The sequence below is a fragment of the Faecalibacterium sp. OF04-11AC genome (assembly GCF_003460645.1).
GTDB lineage: Bacteria > Bacillota > Clostridia > Oscillospirales > Ruminococcaceae > Faecalibacterium > Faecalibacterium prausnitzii_I.
Genome location: NZ_QTVP01000003.1, coordinates 123,387 through 146,211, shown reverse-complemented (window position 1 = coordinate 146,211; position 22,825 = coordinate 123,387). Strand labels below are relative to the sequence as shown.

Genomic DNA, 22,825 nt, shown 5'->3' with positions numbered 1-22,825 from the left:
CGTCGTAGTGGGCCGGGCCGTTGCCCCGGTGCTCGTCCACCGGGTGCAGGTCGGGCCACTGGGCCAGCAGCAGTTTGCGGGCCTCCGCCGGGGCAAGACCGCGGCTCGTCCACCGGGTGCAGGTCGGGCCACTGGGCCAGCAGCAGTTTGCGGGCCTCCGCCGGGGCAAGACCGCGGCTCTCCGCCCCCGCGCCGATGGGCATGACCTCGATGAACCGCACATCCACCGGGCGGCTCTGGGCCAGCTTTGCCACCGGGAGCACCCGCCCCTCGCAGCCCGCCAGCAGCACAAAGTTGATTTTGGTGTGGAGCCCCGCCGCCAGACTGGCGTCCAGCCCGGCCAGTACGTTCCCGAGCTGGTCAAAGCCCGTGATGGCTTGGAACGTTTCCGGGTCGGCGGCGTCCAGGCTGATGTTCACGCCGTCCACGCCGGCTTCTTTCAGGGCGGGGACCAGTTCCTCCAGCCGGACACCGTTGGTGGTCAGGGTCACTTCCTCCACGCCGGGCAGCCGCTTGAGGGCTGCGATGAAATCCACGGCGCCTTTCCGCACCAGCGGCTCCCCGCCCGTGATCTTGAAGCGGGGAATGCCCAGATGCACCGCCGCCCGCGCAACGCGCAGGAATTCTTCGTAGGTCAAGATCTGCTCGTGGGGCGTGAACTCCACCCCGTGGGGCATACAATATTTGCAGCGCAGGTTACAGCGGTCGGTGATGGACAGGCGCAGGTAATTGATGTTCCGCCCGAAATGATCTTTCAATGCTCTTGCTCCTCAAAATAAAAATCGCCGCTCTTGCCGCCGTGCTTTTCCACCAGATGGATCTCGCCCAGCGTCATCCGCTTGTCAATGGCCTTGCACATATCGTAGACCGTCAGCAGGGCCACCGAAACGCCGGTCAGGGCCTCCATCTCCACGCCGGTCTGGCCCTCGCACCGGACGGTGCACTCCGCCTCGATACTGTGCTCCTCCGGGTGGAGGGTGAATTCCACGGCGCTCTTGGTCAGCAGCAGGGTGTGGCAGAGGGGGATCAGGTCGCTGGTGCGCTTGGTGGCCATGATGCCAGCCACCTGCGCCACGCCCAGCACATCGCCCTTTTTGGCGCGGCCCTCGGCCACGGCCGCAAAGCACTCCGGGCTCATGGTGACGCGGCCCACGGCCACGGCCGTGCGGTGGGTGACGGCTTTTTCGCCCACATCCACCATCCGGGCATTGCCCGCAGCGTCCACATGGGTAAAATGATTGTCCATTCCGTTTAAACTCCTTTTCCGAAACCGCAGTTGGGCCAGGTACAGACCTTGCAGTTCAGGCAGAGGCCGCCCTCGCCATAAGCGGCGATCTGCTCCCTGGTCACCGGCACGCCGGCTGCCAGGTAGGGCAGCACCAAATCAAAAATCGTCCGCTTGGCGTACATCACACAGCCGGGCAGGCCGCAGACCGGGCGGCCATCGTCCGTATAACTGAGCAGGAACATGGCACCGGGCAGCACCGGGGCACCATAAGTGACCACATTCACGCCTGCATTTTTGATGGCCAGCGGAGTCTTGTCGTCAGGGTCCACGCTCATGCCGCCCGTGCAGAGCACCATGTCCACGCCGTCGGCCAGAAATTCTTTGATCTTCTCGGTCACAGCCGCGTGATCATCCGGCAGGAGAACGTGGTGGGTCACTTCGGCCCCATACTCGGCCAGCTTTGCCTTGATGACCGGGGTGAACTGGTCCTGAATGCGGCCATAGTAGACCTCACTGCCCGTGGTGACGAGGCCCACTTTCAGGGCGCGGTAGGGGGTCAGGGTCAGCAGCGGGGTATTGCCCGCCGTCTCGCGGGCCTCGGCCATCTTCTCTTTCTCAATGACCAGCGGGATGACCCGCATTCCAGCCAGCTTGTCGCCCTTTTTCACGGGGCCGGCGTGCCGGGTGGCGATCATCATTTCGCCCAGACTGTTCACGGCGTAGAGCCGCTGGCGGTCCAGCGTGAACAGGCCGTCCACCTGTGCCGTCAGCTCAATTTTGCCCTCGCTGGGCTCGCTGGCGTCCATGTAGTCGTTCCGGCTCATCTCGCACAGGATCCGCGCGGCCTCGTTCTCATGGAAGCGGGTGTCATCTTTTTCCCAGATGTAGACATGCTCCTTGCCCACGCTCAGCAGGACAGGCACGTCCTCCGGGGCAATGATATGGCCTTTTTGGAAGACCGGGCCTTTCTTGACCCCCGGGATGATCTGGGTGATATCGTGGCAGAGCACCTGCCCAATGGCATCCTCCGTACGCATCAGCTTCATAAAAACACGCTCCCTTTCGCGCGAACCCTCGCTTGTTATATTCTTTATAGAGTATAATGGAAATCCCCGCAAAAATCAACCATTGTATCAAAGAAACAATAATGGTATAATCTCTTTGTGAAAAGAGATGAAAATACAGGTAAAGCCGAAAGGAAGTGTCTCTGTTTTGATGACGCAGGAACGCCCGGGAAGCACGGCCCGGGGCCCGCAGCATGTTATGATGAAGCTGCAAATTTATAATACAAGTCCACATTTCGGCAAGGGCATCGTCTCCATTATGATGCTGGTGCGGCAGGGCAGCTCCCTGCGGGCCGCCTGCGCCCAGATGGGGCTCTCCTACTCCAAGGCGTGGCGGCTGCTCAAGAGCGCTGAGGCCGACCTTGGCATCCCCCTGCTGGACACCCAGAAGGGCGGCACCAAACGGGCGGGCAGCACCCTGACCCCTCAGGGCGAAGAGCTGCTGGACCGCTACCTCGCCTTTGAAAAAGAAGCCCGGGAGGCCGTGTTTGCGGCGTTTGAAAAGCATTTCCAGGCCGACGAGGCGTTCCAGAAATAAGCACGCAAAAAGGCAGTGCCGGGCGGCACTGCCTTTTTGATACGCTGCTCAATAAAACATGGCGAAATATTCCTGATAGCTCTCCAACACGAATTCAAGGTGCTCTTTCATGTAGAAATAGGCGTGCTCGCTCTTGTGGTCCCGGATCGCCTCATAAATTTTCTGGTGCTGTGCCTCCAGTTGCGGGGACATGCTCCGCTGCCGGGCCGGCGGGATGAGGGCCGAGAGGGTGGGGTCCGTTTCCAGCCGGTGGCTCTGCTGGATCCAGTCCGTCACCAGCGGGTTATGCGCCATTTCCACCAACACATCGTGGAAATGATCCACCGGCAGGGCCGTGTGGACATTCTTGCGCAGCTGTTCCAGTTCCTCCGGGGTGGCGGTCTGGGCGGCCTGCCGGGCAATGGCGGGTTCCAGCAGCAGCCGGGCCTGGGTAGCCTGAACGAACGATTCACAGTACTTTTTCAGGTCCATGCTGGCGGGGGCCAGCTCACTGGCATCCACTGCCACAAAGCTGCCCTTGCCCTTGCGGGTCTCGATGACACCTGCCTCGCCGAGGATCTGCAGGGCCTTGCGCACCGTGATGCGGCTGACCCCCATCATCTCAATGAGCTCTTTCTCGCTGGGGAGCAGATCCCCTTTTTGTACACGCCCTGCGCGATCATGCTTTTGACCTGCTCCAGCACCTGCGTATACAGCTTGACGCCGGTTTTGACTCGATATTGATTGGCCATAAAATTTTCTTTTTCCTATTCTAGCTTTTAAACGCTATTTTCCTATTTCCAACGATAGCATTTCCGCACAGGTTCAGTTTAGCACAGAAAAAAGCGCAGTGCAACTTGTTTTGCACCGCGCTTTCAAGAACTGTGATTTTTAAAGGTTACTCCCCTGCGCTTTGGCCTTTTTGCTGCCATCAATGGCAATGAGCAGGTCGTTGGCGGGGCCTTTCCCGTTGGCGATGAGGTAGCCGCCATAGGTAAAGGCGGAGACCAGCGCACAGACGATCCCCAGGGTGTTCACATCACCGCCCTCGCCGCCGGGGAACACCGCGTTGGGCGGCTGTTCCAGTCCGTTGGCGGACAGGCCATCTCTCTGGAGGGAACATCCCTGCCCGATGCCGTGGTGTGCAACGTAAACACCCCGGAGGAGCTGAAAGAATTGCTCCAGTCCTGACGCCATATAAAAAAGACACCCGAGTGGGTGTCTTTTTATATGGGCCATGAGGGATTCGAACCCCCACTCCTGCGGTTATGAGCCGCGTGCTTTAACCGTTAAGCTAATGGCCCTTACGGCTGCGGCAATGCCCGCGCACTGCCACAACGGATAGTATAACAAAAAAACGCAAAAATGAAAAGCGTTTTTCCGTTTTTTATTTGGTGCGGTGCGCTTCCAGCTTCTGCAGCAGGAACTCGTCCAGCATGGCGGGCGGGAAAAGCGGCTCTTTATAGCCAAAGGCTTCCCGGATAAAAATGAGCGTCACCACGGTCTGCCGCCCGGGATCCAGCCGGAGAGTGTACAGGGTATCCAGCGGCTGCTTTGTGGGCTGATGGAGGGTGAGGTGGAGCAGGAAACCGCCGTCGTTCTCCCGGCGGCACTCATAGGCGAAAACGTCGTCCTCGCTGTGCTGGTCCAGCCGGTCAAAGCAGTCGTCCAGCGGCAGGTCGGTGCGGAACTCGCTGAGCCCGGCGGGGCCGTACTGGCTGCGGCGGGTGTTCTCCCGGCGGCTGAGCAGGAAAATGATGAGCCCGATGACGGCAATCAGGATGATAATGGAAAAAACAGCGTTCATGTGCGCCTCCCCAAGGTGATTTTCAGGTCAAGTTTTCCTTATTGTAACACAACCCGCCGGAAATTGTGATATAATATTTGAAAAATCTTAAATTCAAAGGCAGTCTGCGCCTTTTTGCAGGCAGGAGGAACTTTATGAAACTGAATTTCACCCGCAAGACCTGGTATTTTTTCCTGCTGGCCTCGGCGGCGGTGTCCATGCTCAACGGATTTTTTGTGCTGGCCGGGCAGACGTTCGGCCTGCTGGAACAGATCGCGTTCTGTCTGGCAGCCATTGCGGCGCTGTTCCTGGCGGCGGAAAAGGGTGCCCCCGCCAAGGACAAGCGGAATTATTTTCTTGTCTTTCTGTTGCTCCTGTTCAGCTATATGATCAACGGCTGGCTGGGCTATCTCTGCTCGGCGCTGGCCTGGCCCGCCCTGCTGCTGGTGGAATACCAGCACGGCAAGCCCATCCAGCGGCAGCTTCAGCTGGTGGGCATCTCGGAAGCGCTCCACCTGCTGTTTCTGCTCCTGACGGTCTACGGCGGCGTGTCTGCCATGAGTTTCTGGACCAACATCCTCTGGGTGCTGCTGGCCTGCGCCCGGGGCTGGGCTGCTCTGGCTCTGTATAAGGGGCAGGAGGAGACCGTATGACCCAGCGCCGACGGCCCCGCCGTCCTGCCCGCCGCGCCCGGCGCCGCTTTGGCCGCCGGGCCTTTCTGGCGGGGCTGGGTGTTTCAGCCTGCGCGGCGGGGGCGTTCTTCCTCCGCCGGGGCACACAGGCGGCAGCTCTACCCCGAACGCACCCGGCCCCACGCCTACAGCGCCTGGTCCGGTCCTCCCGGCCGGGGAGTGGCGGGCTGTCTGGGTCAGCTATCTCGAATGGGCAGAGTTGGATTTCTCCTCGGAAGAGGCGTTCCGGGCCGGGGCGGCCCAGCTGCTGGACAACTGCCTCTCCCTTGGGTTGAACACGGTCATTGCACAGGTGCGGCCCTTTGGGGACGCACTCTACCGCAGTCAGCTTTTCCCGTGGAGCCACCTCTGCACCGGCGTGCAGGGGCAGGACCCCGGCTTTGACCCGCTGGACGTCCTCCTCACCGAGGCCCATGGGCGGGGACTCTCGGTGGAAGCGTGGATCAACCCCTACCGGCTGAAAGGTTCGGCCTCCATGCCCGCCGCTCTTGCGGAAAACAACCTGATGAACACCCACCCGGAATGGGTGTGGCAGAACCCGGACAACGGCAGTGCCTACCTGAACCCGGCCATCCCGGAGGCGGCGGATTATGTCGTGCAGGGGGTAGCCGAGCTGGTGCAGAACTACGCCGTGGACGGCGTGCACTTTGACGATTACTTCTACCCCACCACGGACCCGGCCCTGGATGCAGCCCGGTTTGCGGCCAGCGGGGCAGGGGATCTGGGCAGCTGGCGGCGGGCCAACGTGACCGCCCTTGTCAAGGCGGCCCACGACGCCGTGAAAGCCGCCGACCCCACCCTGCGGTTCGGTATCAGCCCTCAGGGCAACCCGGACAACGACCTCACCGAACAGTACAGCGATGTGACCAGCTGGCTGACGGCTGAGGGGGAGGACGCCGTGGTGGATTACCTCTGCCCGCAGATCTACTGGGGCTTTGGCTATACGTTAAAATCCGGCAGCACCCGCTTTGCCTTTGAAAACATCGTGCCCGCGTGGTGTGCCATGCCCCGGAGCGGGAACGTGGCCCTCTATTTCGGGCTGGGTGCCTACCGGGTAGGCACCGGAGACGGCGGTGCCAATGAGGACAGCACCAGCCAGTGGAGCACGGGCAGCGCGCTGGCAAAGCAGGTGGAGACCCTGCGTGCCCAGGGCGCTGGCGGCTGGGCGCTCTACCGGTACGGCTCCCTGTTCGGGAGCGCCGCCCCGGAGCAGGCCGCCGCCGAGCGGGAGGCCCTGGCCCGGGCAAACACCTGAGCCCGGGCAAAATTTTGGTGAAAACCGACCCAAAGCCACGCGGAACAGGGGCTTTCTCTTGTAACGCGGCCCAAAATGCGGTATGATAAAAAGACGGAAATTTCACGAAATGTTTTGAGGATACAAAGTTATGAAAAACGCAAAACGCGTCATCATCCCGGTGGTGATCGTGCTGGTGGTCCTGCTGGCGCTGAACAGCTGTAAGGACACGCTGGGCGCTGTGATCGACCAGGCCACAGGCAAGGCCGACACCGTGCAGGAAGAAGATACCACCCAGTGGGCAGAGCCCACCAGCGACCCCCTCAGCCTGGAGGGCATCGGCGACCCCTCGGCCAAGTATGCCGCGGCAGCCGTCAACAGCTGCCTGAACATCGTCTTCAACGGCATCTGGAGCCGCCAGACCGATTACTTCACGGCCCCCAACGGCGTCATCACCATCACAGGCTACGGCACCGCCGAGGGAACCCAGAAGTATAAAATCGCCCTCTGGCGCAAGGTGGATGGCGGCGCCCAGTATGTGGACGGCAGCACCTATTATATCAAGACAGACGGCCAGAACTACCGCTGCTCCATCGGCGGGCTGGACCCGGCCGCCAGCTACCGGCTCACCATCTCCTACGATTCCAGCCGGTATTACCTCTACGGCGGACTGAAAGTGGAGGGCATCGCTGGATGACGACACAGACCAAAAATTCACTGCTGCTGATGCTCTGCTCCTTTATCTGGGGCTTCGCGTTCGTGGCACAGAGCTCCGGCTCCGGCATGGGAGCCTATTCGTTCCTGGCCGGGCGCAGCTGGCTGGCTGTGCTGGTGCTGATTCCCACCATGTATGTGTTTGACGCGCTCCACCGCCGGGCAGGTGCCCCCTACGGCTGGCCCAAGGCCAAAGAGGACCGCAAGACCCTGCTGACCGCAGGCGTCGTCTGCGGCACGTTCCTCTTCCTTGCCTCGGCAGCCCAGCAAATGGGCATCATCCTCAACCCCTCCACGGCCAAGGCCGGTTTCCTCACTGCCATGTATGTGGTGCTGGTGCCGGTGTTCGGGCTGGCACTGGGGCGGCGGAACAGCGCGCGGCTCTGGGTGAGCATGGTCATCGCAGTGGCCGGGCTCTACCTGCTCTGCATGAAAAACGGCTTTGGCAGCATTGAGCTCAGCGACTGGCTGCTGCTGGGCTGCGCCGTGCTGTTCAGCTTCCAGATCATGGCGGTGGACCACTACTCCCCGCTGGTGGACGGTGTCCGCCTGAGTCTGCTGGAGTTCCTGGTCACGGCCATCGAGAGCACCCTTGCCGCGTTCCTGTTTGAGACGCCCACCCTGGCCGATTTTGCGGCCAACGCCTGGCCCATCGTGTTCTGCGGCGTCTTTTCCAGCGGCGTGGCCTACACGCTGCAAATTCTGGGCCAGAAAGACCTGAACCCCGCCATCGCCAGCCTCATCATGTGTCTGGAAAGCGTCTTCAGCGCCATTGGCGGCTGGCTCATCCTGCACCAGAGCCTCTCGGCGCGGGAGGGCATCGGCTGCGCGCTGATCTTTACCGCCGTGGTGCTGGCGCAGCTGCCGCTGGGCAAGCGCGCCGAGAGCGCCGCCTGACCCCATGGCAGGCAGAACAGCGGCACCGCGGCTGCGGTGCTCCGGCGGCATCTGGTATGAGTGCTCCCGCCGCAAGGTGAAAAAGCTCAACCTGCGGGTCCGGCGGGACGGCTCGGTGGCCGTCAGCATCCCCCTGCGGATGGACTGGGCCCAGGCGGACCGCTTTGTGGCCGAGCAGGCCCAGTGGATCGCCGAGGCGCAGGCCCGGCAGCTGGCCCGCGCCGAACGCCAGACGGAAACGCCTCTGCCGCCCAAAGAGGTGGCGCTGGCCTATTTTACGGCCATGAGCGACGCCGTGTACCCGGCCTTTGCCGAGGTGCTGGGCGGCCAGAAACCCACCATCAAGGTGCGGAGCATGGTCAGCCGCTGGGGTGTCTGCGCCATGGCAAAGCGGCAGATCACCTTTGCATTGCAGCTGTACAACATGCCGCCCGCGGCACAAATTTATGTGGTAGTACATGAGTACTGCCACTTTTTGCAGCCCAACCACGGCAGGGCGTTCTGGGCCGAGGTGGAAAAGCTGCTGCCGGACTGGAAAGCCCGGCGGGAATTACTAAAATAAGAGCGAGCCCTGCGATAGAGGGCAGAAAGTATCATAACAACTATGTCAAACGAAAATCAGAAATCCAGCGATAAATACAGCAAGCTGGCAGGCAACACCCTTATCTTTGCCATCTCCAGCTTTTCGTCCAAGCTGCTGACACTGATCGTCCAGCCGTTTTTGACCTACGCCATGGCCGAGATCTCCGATCTGGGCCTGGCCAAGATCCTGAGCCAGTACGCCAACCTGCTCATCCCCTTTGTCTCCATGGGCATGTCCAACGCCATCATCCGGTTCGGTCTGGATAAGGGCAACAGCGAAAAGCAGGTGTTCACCAATGGCCTGCTCACCATTCTGGCCGGTTTCGGCCTGTTGGTGATCTTCTGGCCAGTGGTGCAGTTTTTGCCTGATATGGCCCAGTACGGTATGCTCATCTACCTTTATATCCTCATGAGCTGTCTGCGCACCCTCTGCACCCAGTTTGTGCGCAGCCGCCAGTGGAACAAGCTGGTGGCCATCGACGGCATCCTCTGCACCTTTGCCACCCTGATGTTCTACGTCCTTTATCTGGTGGGCTTCCAGCTGGGTGCCAACGGCTACCTGCTGGCCATCATCAGCGGCGACCTCGTCAGCGTCCTCTTCCTCTGCCTGACCGGCAAGCTGTGGAACTATGTGGAGCTCAAGGGCCTGAACAAGAACCTCTGGCAGCAGATGCTCCGCTTCTCCCTGCCCATGATCCCGGCCCAGATCAGCTTCTGGGTCATCAACGCATCGGACCTGTTCTTTGTCCGTGAGATGTGCGACGGCATCGACGGCCACAGCGGCGACGCCTGGAGCGGCCTGCTCTCCACCGGCTACTTCCTGCCCACCATCCTGACCACCCTGGGCCTGATCTTCTACGACGCCTGGCAGCTCTCCGCCGTGACGGAAGAGGAAGGCCGCGCCCAGTTCTTTACAAAGATCTTCCGCACCTATTCCAGCGTGCTGTTCTGCTGCGCGGCGGGCATCATCTGGCTCTGCCGCCCGGTCATGCACATCATGAAGTCCAACTACTACACCGCCTGGCACTTTGTGCCGTTCCTGGCACTGGCGTCCACCTGCAGCTGCTTCAACCAGTTCCTCAACAGCGTCTACGTCGTCAACAAAAAATCCACCCACAGCCTCTGGACCATGCTGGCAGGTGCCGTGAGCAACTGCATCATGAACTACTTTTTCATCAAGTGGTGGGGCCCGTAGGCGCGACCTACGCCTCGTTCTTAGGGCTGGGCGTGGTGTTCACCCTCCGCGCCATCGACGCCCACAACATGATCGGCATGAGCATCCACCCCGCCCGCGTCCTGCTCAACTTTGCAGTGTTGGCCGGAGAGGCTCTTGTCCTGCTGGCCGAGGTGCCTCTCTACGGCCTCTGGACCGGCCTCATCACGCTGGGCATCATTCTGTACAACTTTGCCGGTGTCTGGGCCATGGCCCGGATTCTGCTGCCCAAGCTCCTGGGCCGCCGGGGCAAAGCACTGGTGAAAGCCATCGACTCCCTGCTGGCTCCGCGCGAAAAACAGGCGTGAAGCGGGCCATCGCCGCGGTGAGCATGGCTGCGGCGGCGGTTGCCACCACTGAGAGATTTATAAAATAGCGCCCACTCGTCTGAGATTCTCAGGGGAGTGGGCATTTTTTGTGCGATAATATAATTTCAATTATGATAATTCAAATTATATTAAGCCGTCCAGCCAAACTGTACTTCTGACCTCTAATATCTGATATGAAATCATAGGTACAAACCCAAAACATCAGCATAAAACAAAAAAGACGACAAACCGTTTCTTCAAACGATTTGTCGTCTTTTGGTGCGCTCGAGGGAACTCGAATCCCTGGCCCTCTGATTAAAAGAGAGGCTTTAAGTGTCTTTTTATGTCTATTTGTATACTGTTTTATATAGATAATACGTTGTTTTTGTGTTTTCTTGTTAAAGCTCATTTTATCGAGTCACACTTTGTTGTCGCATTTTTGTCGCACTTTCTTTTGACGGGGCGAGCGGATGTGACGTTGCATATTTTACCCTGTAGTATCGCCCGAACAGTATCACAATTTCGCCGGTTGAAAAGATTGTGGAAAAATGTTGAAAGTATATATTTTCGGGAAATCAATCTGGTCTGGGGAGAACGAACAACTAACTCTCTGCTCTGAAATCAAGGGCAGGGAGCTTTTTTATTCTACCCCCGGGTCTGCTGTTTCTACTGTGGCCTGCTCCTGCTCCATACGGCGCTTGACAGCCTCATAGACATAGGCGTTGACGCTTTGCCCCGCCTGTTTTGCGGCCTGTTGAATTACTTCTTTCTCTCCTTTGGGAACGGACAACTCCAAACGGTCATAGTTGTTTTTGACGTATTTGTGGACTGCACGCTGTTGTGCGGCGGTTGTTTTTGCCATGGGGTATCGCCTCCTGTACCTTTATAGTTTTTATTATAGCACCGCTGCCTATGGTCACATCACCACGGTCAAAACTTGGACTGTCAGCACCGAACAGGGCACAGAGCAGCGGTATGAGATCAATATTTCCACTGCAACACTGGACCGCCCCATTGAGAACACCACGGGAGCACTTGGCAGCAGCTGCGCAGATCTGGAAGTCTGATAAACTATTCTGCCACGAACTGGTATCCCACGCCTCGGATTGTGCGCAGATAAAGCGGCTTGTTGGGGTCATCCTCAATTTTCGTGCGCAGGCGGCGGATATGTACCATAATGGTGTTGTCGTCTACCACATTGTCGCCCCAGATGCTGCGGTAGATCTGCTCTTTGGTCAGCACCTTGTTCTGGTTGGTGAGGAAATACTTCATCAGGAAGCTCTCCTTGCTGGAAAGAGGGACTTCGATGCCTTTTTTCAATAGCCGCATCTCGTCACTGAAATAGCAGAACGGTCCGGCAGAGAGCACGCCGCTGCTGCTGGGAGCGGAAAGACTCATTCGACGCAGGCAGGCTTTGACCTTGGCGCAGAGCACCGAGGGTGAGAAGGGCTTGGTGATATAGTCATCGGCCCCGATGCCCAGTGCAAAGACCTTGTCGTTGTCGGCCTGACGTCCGCTTAAAATGAATACGGGCGTCAGCATCCCCTCGCTTCGCAGCTGGTGGATGACCTGAAAACCGTCGATTCCCTCCATAATAATATCAAGGATGATGAGGTCAAAGGGCTGGGCTTTGGCCATCTGTACGGCGTCCAGCCCGTTGGATGCTTCCACAATGGACATGCCCTCGCTTTCCAGCACGCGGGCAATCATCCGCCGCACCAGCTTTTCATCATCCACGACTAAGATTTTTGAACGCTCCATCTTGCACTTCCTCCTATTTTCAAGTGTATTATAGCACTTTTGTGGATTTTAGCAAAAACTTTTTGCTGAACCTTACGAAATTTTAAGAAAGAGCACGATGGACAGTTAAGGCATCTTTGCTAGAATAAAGCTAACAACAGCAGGGGCGGAACGGAAAGACCCCCTGCAGATCCTGAAAATGTTGTCCAAAAGACAAGGAGGAAAACATTATGAAAAAGATGATCACCCGCCGCAACTTTCTGAAGGCCGCTGGCGTTTCTGCCGCTGCTCTGGGCCTGGCTGCCTGCGGCGGTTCCGGTTCGTCTACTGCCGCTTCGTCCACCGCCGGTTCCGCTGCGGCATCGGCCGCTGCTTCCGACTGGACTTGGGAGCGCAAGGTCACGCTGGTCTGCCCCTGGGGCGTCGGCGGCGGTGCTGACGGCACCCTGCGCCCCCTGCAGCCCGTGCTGGAGCCCATCCTGGGTGTTCCTGTTGAGATCGTCAACGTCGAAGGTGCAGGCGGCGCAAACGGCATCGACTTTACCTGCAAGCAGCCCGCTGACGGTTATACTTACGTTCTGGGCACCCAGTCCCACATCATGCTGGACCTGCAGAAGATCCTGCCCGTGGATTTCAAGAAAGAGCTGCGCCCCGTTGCAAAGCTGGTCCACTCCATCAACATCATCGCCTCTTCCAAGAAGGCACAGGAAGGCAAGTACTCCAACTTCACCGAGTTCGTGGACTACGCAAAGGCACATCCCCAGGAACTGACCTGCGGCATGTTGACCGCTACCGGCGCGGACTCTGTGGCTCTGAAGCAGACCCTGGCAGGCGGCCTTGGCTGTGACATTACCGAAGTGGAGCAGTACGTTAAGGTCGTCAACTACAGCTCCGGCTCTGAGCTGTCCAGTGCCATGGTCGGCGGCCATATCAACATCAACATCACCGGTGCCGATGAGATCATGGGCCTCATCCAGTCCGGCGACATCGTCCCGCTGATCTCCATTTCCGAAAATCGCATGTCCACCCTGCCCGATCTGGAGTGCACCGGCGAGCTGGGCATCGACTCCTACGTTGGTACCTGGCGCGGCATCCTCTGTCGTACCGATACGCCCGATGCCGCCGTAAACGCCATGGCAGATGCCCTGAAAGAAGCATGGAACACCCCCGATTATCAGGAGTTCCTGAAGAATGCCTGCTACCTCGACCGTCCCGGCTACGCCGACGCTGAAGAGTTCCAGCAGCTTATCGACGAAGAGTACACCACCTTTGAAGACTACCTGAAGGGTGCAGGTCTGATCTGATAAAGGACCACGGCTGAAAACAGAATCGTATCCGGCGGGGAGTTCACCCTCCCCGCTTTTTTGAGAATAATGCAAAGGAGTTGATTTTATGGCTCTGGAACTGATCGTCAATCTGCTGCTGATTGCGGGCGGCATCTTCTGCTTTGTCAATGTCAGTACCACTATGCCCCACTCGGCCGTCAATGAGCTGGGTGCCGAGCAGTGGCCGCAGGCTATCCTGGTGCTGATGCTCATCGCGTTGGCGTTCAACGTCATCCGTTTCTTCAAGATCAATAAAAAAGAAGATATCGAGGCAGCCTTCCAGGATTTCTTTCCTGCCATCGGCCGCTTTGTCAAGAGCAAGCTTTTCCTCGGCATGGTGCTGGTGGTGGTCATGGCGCTGATGTATGAACCGGTGGGTTTTATGCTCACCTGCCTGCTGTTCCTGTTTGCCTACGGCCTGCTGCTGGGCCAGCGGAACATCCCCATGCTGATCCTCTCTTCCGTCATCATCACCATCATCCTGTACATCGGCTTCGCCGTGTTTCTGGGCGTTCTGCTCCCTCGCGGACAGATCCTCCCCCTACGCAACTTCGCCCTGTTCGTTGAGTCGCTCGTCCCGCGTTTCTAACAGGAGGTGACATGAAATGCTAGATTTGTTAACCAGCGGCCTGTCGGTCGTTTTTGCCCCGAAGATGTTCATCCTTATCATCTTCGCGGTCTTCCTTGGCACGTTGTTCGGTGCTCTGCCCGGCGTTTCGGCCACCATGGCTGTCACCCTCGGCATCCCCTTCACCTATAAGATGGACGCTGTCAGCGCCATCGCATTCCTTGTTGCAATTTACTGCGCATCCATCACCGGCGGCGGCATGACGGCCATCCTGTTCAAGATCCCCGGCGTCCCGTCCTCCGCCCCGACTACTTATGACGGTTACCCCATGGCACAGCGCGGCGAAGCGGCAAAGCTCTGGGCGTACAGCTCATCGCCTCGGCCATCGGCGGCATGTTCGCAGCCGTGTGTATGCTGATCTTCAGCCCTCAGCTGACCCAGGCTGCCCTGAGCTTTGGCCCCTCGGAACTGTTTGCCATCTCCTTCATGGGCCTGTCCATCCTGACAAGCCTGGAAGAAGGCAATGTCTGCCGCACCATCATCTCCGGCCTGCTGGGTCTGCTGCTGGCCTGTATCGGCCTGGACCCCCTGCTGGGCGTGCCCCGCTTGACTTTCGGCACCCGTTTCCTCACCTCCGGCATTGAAATGATCCCCGTCATGATCGGCTTCTTCGCCGTCACCGAAGTCCTCAAGCAGACCAACAAGCCTTCCAAGCTGAAAGCTGTCACCGGCAAGGACGGCAAGGCGGATATGTCTGCCAAAATGCCTACCCTGAAAGAAATGTGGAGCCTGAAGGGTGTCATCGCCCGCTGCTCCATCCTCGGCACGGTCATTGGCATCCTGCCCGGTGCAGGCGCTACCATCGCTTCGTTCCTTTGCTACTCGGAAGAGCAGAAGATCTCCAAGCACCCTGAAAAGTTCGGTACCGGCTGCCTGGAGGGCATCGCCGCTCCCGAGTCAGGCAACAACGCCGCCACCGGCGGCTCCATGGTCCCCCTGCTGAGCCTGGGCATCCCCGGCGGCAACGCGGCTGCCATTATGATGAGCGCTCTGGTGCTCAAGGGCGTTACCATGGGCCCCCTGCTGCTGGTCAATCAGCCCCAGTTCCTGTCGGCCACATTTGCTTCCATGTTTGTCTCCAACATCGTCATGGTCTTTGCAGCCATGATCATCGCCCGCATCTTCGTGCAGGTGCTGAAAATCCCCTACAGCATCCTTGGCCCCACCATCATCATGATGGCGACCATCGGCGCTTACTCTACCAAGAACACGGCAGTTGACGTTATCCTGATGGCCATCTCCGGCCTCATCGGCTTCGTCTTCTCCACCTGCAAGTTCAACAGCTCGGCCATGATCCTCGGTCTGGTTCTGGGCGTCATCTGCGAGTCCAACCTCCGCCGCGCATACACCATCGTGGCCGGTGATACCCTGATGGAAGCAACCATCAATATCCTGACCCGCCCCGTCACCGGGATCATCATCCTGATCTGTATCCTTGTTTTGTTGAGCCCCGTGTACAAGCCTCTGCTCAAGAAGCATAACAAAGAAGCAGCCGCGAAGTAATTACTCGAACCTCCTTTCCTTCACTCACCTTTCCACCCGGGGCGAAGCCGATCTCTCCAACGGCTTCGCCCTCCTCTTTTTTCGGAGGTTTTTGTTATGAAATTCAAAGTGCGTATCCCACTCCAGTATGTTAAGCCCGTCTGTATCGCCGCCGTTCTCGTGGGCATCTTTGCTGTTGCAGCGGGCAGCTGGATCACCGGCCTGTGTCTGCTGCTGGGCGCTTACCTGCTGGAGAAAAGCTGCTACCGCTGCCCCCACTGCGGCAAAAAGCTGGATATGAAGTACCCGCTGTTCAAGGGCAGCTGCTGCCCGGCCTGCAAGGCAGAGCTGCGCCCGGCAGCAGAAAAAAACGCCGCGAAATAATCGGGCTTTTCTCTGCCCGGCGGCTGCGCTATAATAAAGCTTGAAAGAGGTGGGGCGAGAATGCAGAAATTAAAGCAGATTCCAAAGCGGGTGCACCATTTTCTAATTGGGCTGGTGCTGACGGCGGTGCTTGGGGTGCTGGCCTTTGCGGTGGTGAACACCTACACCGCCTATACGGACATGGTGGTGCAGCAACAGCAGCAGTACCTGCTGGTGACGGCCCGCGCCGTCTCCAAAACGCTCTCCCTCTATATCTCCGGGCAGCTGCGGGACATTGAAATTTTGACCCGCTCGCCGGGCTTCCTCACCGAGTTTGAAAATTACTACGAGACGGGCGGTGACACCGCCCTGAGGGAACACATCGTCTCCTATATGCTCAGCCAAAAGCGGGGCGTCAAGCGCATTTACCTGCTGGACAAAAACGGCGACGTGATGTACCAGTACAACGATTATCCTTTCCTGGAAGTCTTTGACGAAAGCCTACTGCACCTGAAAGAGTATGCCGCCGCCCACACCAGCGGCATTGGCTCGGTCTTCCGCATCTCGCCCCAGCACTACGGCCTGACGTTGGTGAACGACGTCATTCATGGCAGCGAGTCGTTGGGCACCGTGGTGATCGTCATCGACCTCGAACAGGTGTACGAGGAATATCTTGCGCCCCTGAACATCGAGAACACGGGAGACATCATCGTCAAAAACGAAAAAGGCACCATCATCATGCACCCCAACGCGAAGCTGCTGACGTTCAATCCGTTCCGGCAGATCCAGGGGCTGGACACTCTGCCCCAGTACAAGGGTCTGAACGAGCTGCTCACACGGCAGTACAGCCAGGAGGAGGGCACGGCCATTTACCGCGATTACTCCAATGGCATCGCCCCGCCCGAGGATGAGATCGCGGCATTTTCCCGCATGAACGTCAACAACACGGCCTGGTACGTCTCGGCCGTGCTGCCCTACTCCACCGTCAAAAACCTCATCGACCGCAATGTGGGCCAGTTTGGTATGCTGGTGGCCGCCATCCTTTTTGTGCTGGGCGTGTGCGTCATCAGCTTTTACGCCATGCGCAAAAACCAGCAGAATTTGAAGCTGGAAGCCGCCTACCTCAAGGACATCAACCACACCCTGAAAGAGCTGCACCAGAGCCGCGAGCAGGTGTACCACTACCAGAAACTTCAGACCATCGGCGCGCTGGCGAGCGGCATCGTGCATGAGTTCAACAACCTGCTCACGCCCATTCTGGGCTACTCGGAGTTCATCCGGGAACGGATGGGGCCCGAGAGCGAATACTACGATGACATGAGCGAGATCTACGAGGCGGGCACCCGCGCGAAAGAGATCGTGGAGCAGCTGCTGCCTTTCAGCCGCCGCGAGACAGACTCTACCGCCTACGGCCCCGTGAATTTGGAAGCCGTTTTGCAGGATGACACCAAGATGGTCTCGATGATCCTGCCCTCCAACATCCGGCTCGAAAAAGGGTATAAGGATATCCACGCCACCGTCTACGGCAGCGCCACCCAGCTGCATCAGGTGTTGCTCAACCTCTGCTCCAACGCTGTGCAGGCCATGGAGGGCAAGGGCGGCACCCTGACCGTGCAGGCGGAGAAGATCTCCGCCGACGCCCTGCCTGCCAACTATCACCCCGCCGTCGCCAGCGGCTTTGTGCGGGTGCGGGTGGCGGATACCGGCTGCGGCATGACCTCCGAGACGCTGGCCCACATCTTTGATGCCTTCTTCACCACTAAGGCGGCAGGGGAGGGCACTGGCCTCGGCCTTTCGGTGGTGCAGAACATCCTTATCAGCCACGGCGGCTTCATTGAGGCCCACAGCACGGTGGGCGAGGGCAGCGAGTTTCTGGTCTACCTGCCCGTCACAGCGCAGGCAGTGGCTCCCGAACGCCCTGCCGCGCCTGGTGCGCCCGTCCGGCTCAACAGTGGGAAACAGCCCATCCTGCTGGTAGACGACGAGGAGCGGGTGGCCCGCTACCTCAAGCGCCGCCTGACTCGCAGCGGCTATACGGTGGATGTTTTCACCGATGCGGAAGAGGCCCTCGACGCCTTTTTGGCGTCGCCCACCCGCTGGCAGCTGGCCCTTGTGGACGGCACCATGCCCAAGTATAAGGGTACTGCCCTCATCCAGCGGATGCGCAGCGAGAACCCGAACCTCGCTGCCATTCTGATGACCGGCTTTGTGGAGCAGGATGCCGTGCAGATGCAGCAGGAGGGATTGATCGACGAGATTTTCCTGAAGCCGCTCGATTACCGAAAGCTGACGGAAAAGATCGGGAAACTACTGGCGGGTGAGTCTGATTTAACCACTGTTTAATTTTTTGTGATTTCCTATTCATAAACTTCTGGTATCCTGTACACAACGAAACGAGAAAGAGAGCGCTTTATGAACGTTGAACTGATGCTTCTGACGGTTTTGCAGGGACTGCGCACCCAGATTTTGGATGCAGGGATGCTCTTTTTCACCCATCTGGGAGACGCCGGCTTCATCTGGGCCGCGCTGACGGCGGTGCTGTTGGTCTTCCGCAGGACGCGGCGGGTCGGCTGCGTGCTGGCGGCGGCACTCCTCGTCGATGCCGTTCTTTGCAACCTCATTCTCAAGCCGCTGGTGGCCCGCATCCGCCCCTGTGATATTCTGGCGGACGTACAGCTCCTCATCTCTCGCCCGGACGATTTCTCCTTTCCTTCGGGCCATACGGCTGCGTCCTTCGCCTCGGTGACGGCTCTCTGGCTGGCCGGGAAGAAACAGTGGGCGTTGGCTGCACTGCCGCTGGGCGTTCTGATCGCTTTCTCGCGGATGTATCTCTTTGTCCATTACCCGACGGACATCATCGGCGGTGTACTGGTGGGCGTCGGCTGCGGATGGATAGGGGCGAAGCTGGTGGAAATGTTTTGGCAGAAGAACTTTGCAAAGAGTGATTTATGAAGAGAGGCCCTGCATCGAGAGGATGCAGGGCATATTATTGAAGTGGACCGTGCAAAAATGTGCAGACGGGCAAAACAAAGCTCAATGACAAATCAATCACCGGTTTTATGGCAGGCTGGAAGATTGAGCGCACCTCATAAAGAATACGATGCCCACCGACCTATGGTTCTTGCCATATGCTGGTGGGCATCTTCTGTGTCGATAAATGAATGCAGACTCAATTGCGTTTGGAATTTTCCGATTTGACAGTATTCCGATTGGAGTTTTGACGAACTGTACCGCCATGCTGCTTGGCGGCCTACTGGGAACAGCACTGGGGAAAATTTTGCCGCAGGGGCTGAAAGATAACCTGCCCACCTTGTTCGGGTTCTGTTCCATCGCCATCGGCGTCAATTCCATCATCAAGGCATCCGGCATGACGGCCGTGGTGCTGGCCATCCTGGTGGCTTCGCCATCGGCCACAGCCTGCATCTGGAACAATGGACCAGCAAGTTCTTCCACAAGCTGGTGCGCACTCTCCATCTCGGCGGTGGCCCTGTTCTGCTGCAGCGGCTTCGGCTGGTACAGCACCCTGACCGAGGGCATCACCGGCGATTCCTCACTGCTGATGTCCAAAGCCGTGCTGGACGGCTTCACGGCCATGATCTTTGCCTCCACGCTGGGGCAGCCATCTGCGCTATCCCGCTGCCCCAGGTGGTCATCCTGCTCCTTGTGTTCGGAGTGGGCAAACTGCTGGCCGGTGTGCTGACCCCACCATGTTTGCGGACCTGTCCGCCTGCGGCGGCATATTCATATTGTAGAGAACTATTTCGTGAAGCCCAGCAGAGGCGGTTACGTTCTGGGAACACTCCAGACCAAAAAGGGCGGCCGTCGTTCTCTTATGAACGGCATTACCTATGGTTCGCTCACCGAGGCTATGGAAGCTGCTGTCCGCAACGTGATTCATGATTGCGTCGTTTCGCGGGAGGTCAAGAACCTACAGGAGATTCTGGCAAAGGCACAGCTTCTCAAAGAGGAAATTTCTGCCAACATGCAAATTCTCAATGCCCATTTCCCACCGAAGAGTCTCCCCAAGGCTATGATCTCGCCAACGGAGCCACCTGTCACCCCATTAGGAAAGGAGGTCTAAATGGCAAAAAGTCAAAGTTCCAAACCACTGAAGCGGTGGCTGACGGCATCCTCTGATTGCAGGGAGAAGCGCTTTGTCCAAATCGGCAACACGCTCCTGTTCGATAAAAAATTCACCTCTTTGAGCGTTGGAGCACGATATCTGTACATTCTGGCCGCAAATGAAGCAGCTGGAAGTCGTGATTTTCAATTCCCCGCGCTCAAGATGAAAGCTCTTGGAATCAAAGAGCGAACCGCCCGCAAATACATCAAGGAGCTTGTAGATGCTGGCTTTGTTGAGCTGGTCCGATCTGGACGAAACACACGAACACCTAACGACTATCGCTTCTCTTTTCATTGGTTAGGGACACCCTAACCGAACCGATATAGATGGCAATATGTTGTATATAAGTGTAGATTCTGCGTAGTGTTTCTGATTTTGGAATTGACGTATCATCGTAAAACCGCAGTGCAAAATTTGCCGCATAAGGTCGGTCTGGGACGATCTTAACCATGCAAATTCAGCGTGCGTAAGCAATTTACGAGTGCCGATTTTACACCGCCAAAATGTTGTCGTCTGCGACCTCTTCCGATTGGTTGAGATTTCAGAGCGCTCCATCTTGTAGTTCAGGGTGGCAGCGCTCTTTTTATGTTCGCTTGAAAAATTTTTACCGCCGTTGCCCAGACTCCGCTTGTACCGTTTGTGAGTTCACATCAAAAATGGTTAGCAGACGCTCGCCCCAGCGGACAAAGCAGTTACTCCTGAAGAATTTTTGGATTTGTCGCGTTTTTGTCGCATTTTCCGGCTTGATTTTAGCATATAAAAACGAAAAAACCCACGATTCGCACCGCGTTTTCAACGGTCAATCGTGGGTTTATCTTTGGTGCGCTCGAGGGAACTCGAATCCCTGGCCCTCTGATTAAAAGAGCCCACCGGGCAGAACACTCTGATTTTGGAACTTTCGAGTTTGCGTCATTTTTGTGCAAAGCATCGTGATTTTCTGTCCGGCAATTTCTGCACCCTTTGTCGTATTTTGCAAGTCAGAGTGCCCATTGCATTCCTTGAAACCGTGCAAAAACAGTGCAGAAACCGTGCACTTACTCTGGGACAAATAAAAAATGATGATTTTTGATCCATGACTTGGTGGCGATTTGAGTGACCACAAAGGTAAATTTGATACACGGAAAGAAGAATGCCCACTCGTCTGAGGAGTTCTCAGGGGAGTGGGCATTCTCACACAAGTGGTTAATATAATTTCGATTATGATAATTCAAATTATATTAAGACGTTCCATGGGCTGTAACAGCTTCACCGCTTGGTTTTCAAAAACCACCTGTTGATAGCGGTGTTACTTCTTCACAAATTGGTATACGCCATATTCTGGTGACGTCACCAATCCATGCTTGATAAGATTCTTGATAATAGAGGATGCACGCGATTTCTGAACGCCATATAGCTGTGCAACGTTTATGCTGCGGAACTGATATTGATACCGATATCTCTTGAAAAGTTCAAGCGTCCGCTCTTTTGTACTTGCAGTCAGCCTGGTATTATCCAGCCTTTTGCAAAGTTCACTCACTTCTGCATCCGTACTCATTCCGTGGAGCACTGTAGAAGTTTCCGCACTTTCCGCAGAGGTTTCCGCACTTTCCGCACCACTTACCACACTTTCCATACTGACCTGTGCCGGAGTCGCTACACTTCTATTCGGCAGTGTGACGATAAAGAAATCCGAATCCGAGTAGAAGGTCGGCTTCTGGGCTACTTCCACATAAGAGTTCAGGATGCGGTCAATGCCGCTGCCACGGCGCTCCATAAAGCCAAGCCGTGAGAACACATCCGAGATCACCTGATTGCGCCGCATAGACGGAATATGCCGGATATCCATATCCTGCACCCTGCGGCCATTCATCATGCCGCCCGGTGAAGTGATTTCCAGCCGATCATCGAACACTTCCACATGAATCTCCGAACCAAGAATCTGATAATTCCGATGGATCAGCGCATTGACCAGCACCTCACGAACGGCCTTATACGGGTAATCACTGCGTTCTTCGCGGGTCATACCACGGATGCTCCACGGGTTTTTGCTGTTGTTGCGAACAAAATCTTCCGCATTTTGCAGTAGCGTGATCAGACTTGCACCCTGAAATTCTTTGTCATCCAGAGCATCTTCTTCAATGCTGCCCTTGTAGTTGCCTTTCCAGCGAGTGCAGAAAATACGGGATTGTTTCAGAACGCCCTGATCGCAAAGCAGCAGGCCGCCATTCGTGATTTGTCCATCATCTGTTACCAATCCTGCGGATGGCAAGTCTTTTTCGAGGTCGAAATCCTCTTTTTTCAGAGTCTTAAACGTCGCGGCCAGCAGTGTAAAACTGACATCACCCATTCGATAAGAACTGGGCAGGGCATCAAAGGTCTGGTTCATACCTTGTAGGATCAGCTCGTTCAGTTCCCGTGAAGTGGCTTCTTCGGACTGGTCACCATGCCGCACATAGGCCGTATGGGAACCGTCAAAGGCATAATAATATGGATACGCCGGACCGTCCTGTACTTCCAAATCAACGCAGGACTTGCCCTCTATTTCGACCTCCCGCACCCGATAGCGTGGTGTAGGGTCAATGCGGACTTTGATAAGTTCCGTCAATCTGCTTACCACAGCCTGCGGATTTTCCAATCCTACGACCTCGCGCGGCTCATTCTTTACGCCAAAAATCAGGTGTCCGCCCTCGGTGTTGGCAAACGCCGACACGGATTTCAGCCAGCTGCGCGGCTTTTTCTCTTCAAGACGTTCCTTGTAATCGACATGGGAGGCTTCAATGTAATGGTCGAGGGGGAAAGGCATGGTATCACCTGCTCGCTTCTTAATCTTTAGCGTTTGTAAATTCATTATACCTTATTTGAAGGCCAAATTCAAAACTTTTTATCTGTTTCGTGCCTGCTGAGCTTTTCCTGCCTGGGCAACGATTGATTTTCCGACCTGATTAGAGTA

29 protein-coding genes and 1 tRNA gene are annotated in these 22,825 nt (G+C 57.1%); 19 read left to right on the top strand and 11 right to left on the bottom strand.

Going from position 1 to position 22,825, the window contains the following annotated elements; translation table 11 throughout:
- From DXA70_RS02820 to DXA70_RS02810, 3 genes are all read right to left on the bottom strand, one after another.
- Nucleotides 1-758 (bottom strand): radical SAM protein (locus DXA70_RS02820; protein ID WP_128117556.1); only part of this gene is annotated, 758 nt, incomplete at its 3' end.
- Nucleotides 755-1,246, bottom strand: a complete 492-nt coding sequence (moaC, locus tag DXA70_RS02815) for a cyclic pyranopterin monophosphate synthase MoaC (protein ID WP_112115537.1) — start codon at nucleotides 1,244-1,246, stop codon at nucleotides 755-757. The genes DXA70_RS02820 and moaC, both read right to left, overlap by 4 nt.
- Before the next feature lie 5 nt (nucleotides 1,247-1,251).
- Nucleotides 1,252-2,274 carry a molybdopterin-binding protein gene (locus DXA70_RS02810; RefSeq protein ID WP_112148403.1) on the bottom strand — a complete coding sequence of 341 codons (1,023 nt, stop codon included), beginning with the start codon at nucleotides 2,272-2,274 and terminating at the stop codon, nucleotides 1,252-1,254.
- A gap of 169 nt (nucleotides 2,275-2,443) precedes the next feature.
- Here DXA70_RS02810 and DXA70_RS02805 point away from each other — a divergent pair, with 169 nt between their 5' ends.
- On the top strand, nucleotides 2,444-2,830 hold the full coding sequence (locus DXA70_RS02805) for a LysR family transcriptional regulator (protein WP_243001022.1): 387 nt from the start codon (nucleotides 2,444-2,446) through the stop codon (nucleotides 2,828-2,830).
- Between the two features lie 48 nt (nucleotides 2,831-2,878).
- Here DXA70_RS02805 and DXA70_RS02800 read toward each other — a convergent pair whose 3' ends face one another.
- From DXA70_RS02800 to DXA70_RS02785, 5 genes are all read right to left on the bottom strand, one after another.
- Nucleotides 2,879-3,430, bottom strand: a complete 552-nt coding sequence (locus DXA70_RS02800; protein ID WP_128117562.1) for an FCD domain-containing protein — start codon at nucleotides 3,428-3,430, stop codon at nucleotides 2,879-2,881.
- Nucleotides 3,427-3,561, bottom strand: a complete 135-nt coding sequence (locus DXA70_RS15020) for a hypothetical protein (RefSeq protein ID WP_278321306.1) — start codon at nucleotides 3,559-3,561, stop codon at nucleotides 3,427-3,429. The genes DXA70_RS02800 and DXA70_RS15020 overlap by 4 nt, the downstream gene beginning before the upstream one ends.
- A 139-nt stretch (nucleotides 3,562-3,700) precedes the next feature.
- The gene (locus DXA70_RS02795) at nucleotides 3,701-4,006 is read right to left on the bottom strand and encodes a hypothetical protein (RefSeq protein WP_128117554.1); all 306 of its coding nucleotides are present in this window, start codon (nucleotides 4,004-4,006) and stop codon (nucleotides 3,701-3,703) included.
- 34 nt (nucleotides 4,007-4,040) lie between these two features.
- A tRNA-Ile gene (locus tag DXA70_RS02790) sits at nucleotides 4,041-4,113 on the bottom strand.
- Nucleotides 4,114-4,196: 83 nt separating this feature from the next.
- Nucleotides 4,197-4,616, bottom strand: a complete 420-nt coding sequence (locus tag DXA70_RS02785; RefSeq protein WP_022256527.1) for a hypothetical protein — start codon at nucleotides 4,614-4,616, stop codon at nucleotides 4,197-4,199.
- 134 nt (nucleotides 4,617-4,750) lie between these two features.
- Between DXA70_RS02785 and DXA70_RS02780 the strand changes: the two genes are divergently transcribed.
- The 7 genes from DXA70_RS02780 to DXA70_RS14040 all read left to right on the top strand — a co-directional run bounded on the left by DXA70_RS02780 (nucleotide 4,751) and on the right by DXA70_RS14040 (nucleotide 10,235).
- Nucleotides 4,751-5,248 (top strand): hypothetical protein, encoded by a 498-nt coding sequence (locus tag DXA70_RS02780; RefSeq protein ID WP_022256528.1) that lies wholly within the window; start codon nucleotides 4,751-4,753, stop codon nucleotides 5,246-5,248.
- 238 nt (nucleotides 5,249-5,486) lie between these two features.
- A complete protein-coding gene (locus DXA70_RS02775) occupies nucleotides 5,487-6,542 on the top strand; it encodes a family 10 glycosylhydrolase (protein ID WP_243001015.1) in 1,056 nt (351 codons plus the stop codon).
- A 130-nt stretch (nucleotides 6,543-6,672) separates the two neighbouring features.
- Nucleotides 6,673-7,218, top strand: coding sequence for a hypothetical protein (locus DXA70_RS02770; RefSeq protein WP_128117553.1), 546 nt, complete (start codon nucleotides 6,673-6,675; stop codon nucleotides 7,216-7,218).
- Complete coding sequence (locus DXA70_RS02765; protein WP_128117552.1) at nucleotides 7,215-8,132, top strand: DMT family transporter; 918 nt, start codon at nucleotides 7,215-7,217, stop codon at nucleotides 8,130-8,132. Before DXA70_RS02770 ends, DXA70_RS02765 begins: the two co-directional genes overlap by 4 nt.
- 4 nt (nucleotides 8,133-8,136) lie before the next feature.
- On the top strand, nucleotides 8,137-8,694 hold the full coding sequence (locus DXA70_RS02760) for a YgjP-like metallopeptidase domain-containing protein (RefSeq protein ID WP_112115545.1): 558 nt from the start codon (nucleotides 8,137-8,139) through the stop codon (nucleotides 8,692-8,694).
- A 42-nt stretch (nucleotides 8,695-8,736) separates the two neighbouring features.
- The gene (locus tag DXA70_RS02755) at nucleotides 8,737-9,909 is read left to right on the top strand and encodes a lipopolysaccharide biosynthesis protein (RefSeq protein ID WP_243001013.1); all 1,173 of its coding nucleotides are present in this window, start codon (nucleotides 8,737-8,739) and stop codon (nucleotides 9,907-9,909) included.
- Entirely contained in the window at nucleotides 9,894-10,235 is a 342-nt protein-coding gene (locus DXA70_RS14040; protein WP_243001012.1) for a hypothetical protein, read from the top strand. The genes DXA70_RS02755 and DXA70_RS14040 overlap by 16 nt, the downstream gene beginning before the upstream one ends.
- 640 nt (nucleotides 10,236-10,875) lie before the next feature.
- Here DXA70_RS14040 and DXA70_RS02750 read toward each other — a convergent pair.
- Nucleotides 10,876-11,097, bottom strand: coding sequence for a DUF1778 domain-containing protein (locus tag DXA70_RS02750; RefSeq protein ID WP_128117551.1), 222 nt, complete (start codon nucleotides 11,095-11,097; stop codon nucleotides 10,876-10,878).
- On the opposite strand from DXA70_RS02750, the gene DXA70_RS02745 reads away from it, so the two are divergent.
- Nucleotides 11,096-11,302: a hypothetical protein gene (locus DXA70_RS02745; RefSeq protein WP_128117550.1), complete on the top strand. Its 207-nt coding sequence runs from the start codon at nucleotides 11,096-11,098 to the stop codon at nucleotides 11,300-11,302. The genes DXA70_RS02750 and DXA70_RS02745 overlap by 2 nt on opposite strands.
- Before the next feature lie 4 nt (nucleotides 11,303-11,306).
- Here the strand turns inward: DXA70_RS02745 and DXA70_RS02740 are convergent, their stop codons facing one another.
- A complete protein-coding gene (locus tag DXA70_RS02740; RefSeq protein WP_128117549.1) occupies nucleotides 11,307-11,996 on the bottom strand; it encodes a response regulator transcription factor in 690 nt (229 codons plus the stop codon).
- Between the two features lie 209 nt (nucleotides 11,997-12,205).
- Here DXA70_RS02740 and DXA70_RS02735 point away from each other — a divergent pair, with 209 nt between their 5' ends.
- The 10 genes from DXA70_RS02735 to DXA70_RS02695 all read left to right on the top strand — a co-directional run bounded on the left by DXA70_RS02735 (nucleotide 12,206) and on the right by DXA70_RS02695 (nucleotide 20,208).
- Nucleotides 12,206-13,279 (top strand): tripartite tricarboxylate transporter substrate binding protein, encoded by a 1,074-nt coding sequence (locus DXA70_RS02735; RefSeq protein WP_128117548.1) that lies wholly within the window; start codon nucleotides 12,206-12,208, stop codon nucleotides 13,277-13,279.
- Nucleotides 13,280-13,367: 88 nt separating this feature from the next.
- Nucleotides 13,368-13,889, top strand: coding sequence for a tripartite tricarboxylate transporter TctB family protein (locus DXA70_RS02730; protein ID WP_128117547.1), 522 nt, complete (start codon nucleotides 13,368-13,370; stop codon nucleotides 13,887-13,889).
- A 16-nt stretch (nucleotides 13,890-13,905) separates the two neighbouring features.
- Nucleotides 13,906-14,286, top strand: a complete 381-nt coding sequence (locus tag DXA70_RS14035) for a tripartite tricarboxylate transporter permease (RefSeq protein WP_243001010.1) — start codon at nucleotides 13,906-13,908, stop codon at nucleotides 14,284-14,286.
- On the top strand, nucleotides 14,262-15,431 hold the full coding sequence (locus DXA70_RS02725) for a tripartite tricarboxylate transporter permease (protein ID WP_243001008.1): 1,170 nt from the start codon (nucleotides 14,262-14,264) through the stop codon (nucleotides 15,429-15,431). Before DXA70_RS14035 ends, DXA70_RS02725 begins: the two co-directional genes overlap by 25 nt.
- A 96-nt stretch (nucleotides 15,432-15,527) precedes the next feature.
- On the top strand, nucleotides 15,528-15,794 hold the full coding sequence (locus tag DXA70_RS02720; RefSeq protein WP_128117546.1) for a hypothetical protein: 267 nt from the start codon (nucleotides 15,528-15,530) through the stop codon (nucleotides 15,792-15,794).
- A 60-nt stretch (nucleotides 15,795-15,854) separates the two neighbouring features.
- Nucleotides 15,855-18,116, top strand: a complete 2,262-nt coding sequence (locus DXA70_RS02715) for an ATP-binding protein (RefSeq protein ID WP_128117545.1) — start codon at nucleotides 15,855-15,857, stop codon at nucleotides 18,114-18,116.
- 69 nt (nucleotides 18,117-18,185) lie between these two features.
- Nucleotides 18,186-18,725, top strand: a complete 540-nt coding sequence (locus DXA70_RS02710; protein ID WP_128117544.1) for a phosphatase PAP2 family protein — start codon at nucleotides 18,186-18,188, stop codon at nucleotides 18,723-18,725.
- Nucleotides 18,726-18,990: 265 nt separating this feature from the next.
- Nucleotides 18,991-19,473, top strand: coding sequence for a DUF554 family protein (locus DXA70_RS02705; protein ID WP_243001006.1), 483 nt, complete (start codon nucleotides 18,991-18,993; stop codon nucleotides 19,471-19,473).
- A 132-nt stretch (nucleotides 19,474-19,605) separates the two neighbouring features.
- Complete coding sequence (locus tag DXA70_RS02700) at nucleotides 19,606-19,854, top strand: hypothetical protein (RefSeq protein WP_207660161.1); 249 nt, start codon at nucleotides 19,606-19,608, stop codon at nucleotides 19,852-19,854.
- Complete coding sequence (locus DXA70_RS02695) at nucleotides 19,855-20,208, top strand: helix-turn-helix transcriptional regulator (RefSeq protein ID WP_128117542.1); 354 nt, start codon at nucleotides 19,855-19,857, stop codon at nucleotides 20,206-20,208.
- Nucleotides 20,209-21,181: 973 nt separating this feature from the next.
- Here DXA70_RS02695 and DXA70_RS02690 read toward each other — a convergent pair.
- The gene (locus tag DXA70_RS02690; RefSeq protein WP_243001004.1) at nucleotides 21,182-22,723 is read right to left on the bottom strand and encodes an ATP-binding protein; all 1,542 of its coding nucleotides are present in this window, start codon (nucleotides 22,721-22,723) and stop codon (nucleotides 21,182-21,184) included.
- Nucleotides 22,724-22,825: the final 102 nt, after the last annotated feature.

Excerpts from the sequence above, each read along its gene's own strand:
- DXA70_RS02795 (WP_128117554.1), bottom strand. The coding sequence starts at position 4,006 with ATGGCGTCAGGACTGGAGCAATTCTTTCAGCTCCTCCGGGGTGTTTAC.
- DXA70_RS02770 (WP_128117553.1), top strand. The coding sequence starts at position 6,673 with ATGAAAAACGCAAAACGCGTCATCATCCCGGTGGTGATCGTGCTGGTG.
- DXA70_RS02730 (WP_128117547.1), top strand. The coding sequence starts at position 13,368 with ATGGCTCTGGAACTGATCGTCAATCTGCTGCTGATTGCGGGCGGCATC.
- DXA70_RS02760 (WP_112115545.1), top strand. The coding sequence starts at position 8,137 with ATGGCAGGCAGAACAGCGGCACCGCGGCTGCGGTGCTCCGGCGGCATC.
- DXA70_RS02725 (WP_243001008.1), top strand. The coding sequence starts at position 14,262 with ATGTTCGCAGCCGTGTGTATGCTGATCTTCAGCCCTCAGCTGACCCAG.
- DXA70_RS02745 (WP_128117550.1), top strand. The coding sequence starts at position 11,096 with ATGGGGTATCGCCTCCTGTACCTTTATAGTTTTTATTATAGCACCGCT.
- DXA70_RS02715 (WP_128117545.1), top strand. The coding sequence starts at position 15,855 with ATGCAGAAATTAAAGCAGATTCCAAAGCGGGTGCACCATTTTCTAATT.
- DXA70_RS02755 (WP_243001013.1), top strand. The coding sequence starts at position 8,737 with ATGTCAAACGAAAATCAGAAATCCAGCGATAAATACAGCAAGCTGGCA.
- moaC (WP_112115537.1), bottom strand. The coding sequence starts at position 1,246 with ATGGACAATCATTTTACCCATGTGGACGCTGCGGGCAATGCCCGGATG.
- DXA70_RS02695 (WP_128117542.1), top strand. The coding sequence starts at position 19,855 with ATGGCAAAAAGTCAAAGTTCCAAACCACTGAAGCGGTGGCTGACGGCA.
- DXA70_RS02785 (WP_022256527.1), bottom strand. The coding sequence starts at position 4,616 with ATGAACGCTGTTTTTTCCATTATCATCCTGATTGCCGTCATCGGGCTC.
- DXA70_RS02800 (WP_128117562.1), bottom strand. The coding sequence starts at position 3,430 with ATGATGGGGGTCAGCCGCATCACGGTGCGCAAGGCCCTGCAGATCCTC.
- DXA70_RS02720 (WP_128117546.1), top strand. The coding sequence starts at position 15,528 with ATGAAATTCAAAGTGCGTATCCCACTCCAGTATGTTAAGCCCGTCTGT.
- DXA70_RS02780 (WP_022256528.1), top strand. The coding sequence starts at position 4,751 with ATGAAACTGAATTTCACCCGCAAGACCTGGTATTTTTTCCTGCTGGCC.
- DXA70_RS02765 (WP_128117552.1), top strand. The coding sequence starts at position 7,215 with ATGACGACACAGACCAAAAATTCACTGCTGCTGATGCTCTGCTCCTTT.
- DXA70_RS15020 (WP_278321306.1), bottom strand. The coding sequence starts at position 3,561 with ATGGCCAATCAATATCGAGTCAAAACCGGCGTCAAGCTGTATACGCAG.
- DXA70_RS02690 (WP_243001004.1), bottom strand. The coding sequence starts at position 22,723 with ATGAATTTACAAACGCTAAAGATTAAGAAGCGAGCAGGTGATACCATG.
- DXA70_RS02735 (WP_128117548.1), top strand. The coding sequence starts at position 12,206 with ATGAAAAAGATGATCACCCGCCGCAACTTTCTGAAGGCCGCTGGCGTT.
- DXA70_RS02710 (WP_128117544.1), top strand. The coding sequence starts at position 18,186 with ATGAACGTTGAACTGATGCTTCTGACGGTTTTGCAGGGACTGCGCACC.
- DXA70_RS02805 (WP_243001022.1), top strand. The coding sequence starts at position 2,444 with ATGACGCAGGAACGCCCGGGAAGCACGGCCCGGGGCCCGCAGCATGTT.
- DXA70_RS02700 (WP_207660161.1), top strand. The coding sequence starts at position 19,606 with ATGAACGGCATTACCTATGGTTCGCTCACCGAGGCTATGGAAGCTGCT.
- DXA70_RS02810 (WP_112148403.1), bottom strand. The coding sequence starts at position 2,274 with ATGAAGCTGATGCGTACGGAGGATGCCATTGGGCAGGTGCTCTGCCAC.
- DXA70_RS14035 (WP_243001010.1), top strand. The coding sequence starts at position 13,906 with ATGCTAGATTTGTTAACCAGCGGCCTGTCGGTCGTTTTTGCCCCGAAG.
- DXA70_RS02750 (WP_128117551.1), bottom strand. The coding sequence starts at position 11,097 with ATGGCAAAAACAACCGCCGCACAACAGCGTGCAGTCCACAAATACGTC.
- DXA70_RS02740 (WP_128117549.1), bottom strand. The coding sequence starts at position 11,996 with ATGGAGCGTTCAAAAATCTTAGTCGTGGATGATGAAAAGCTGGTGCGG.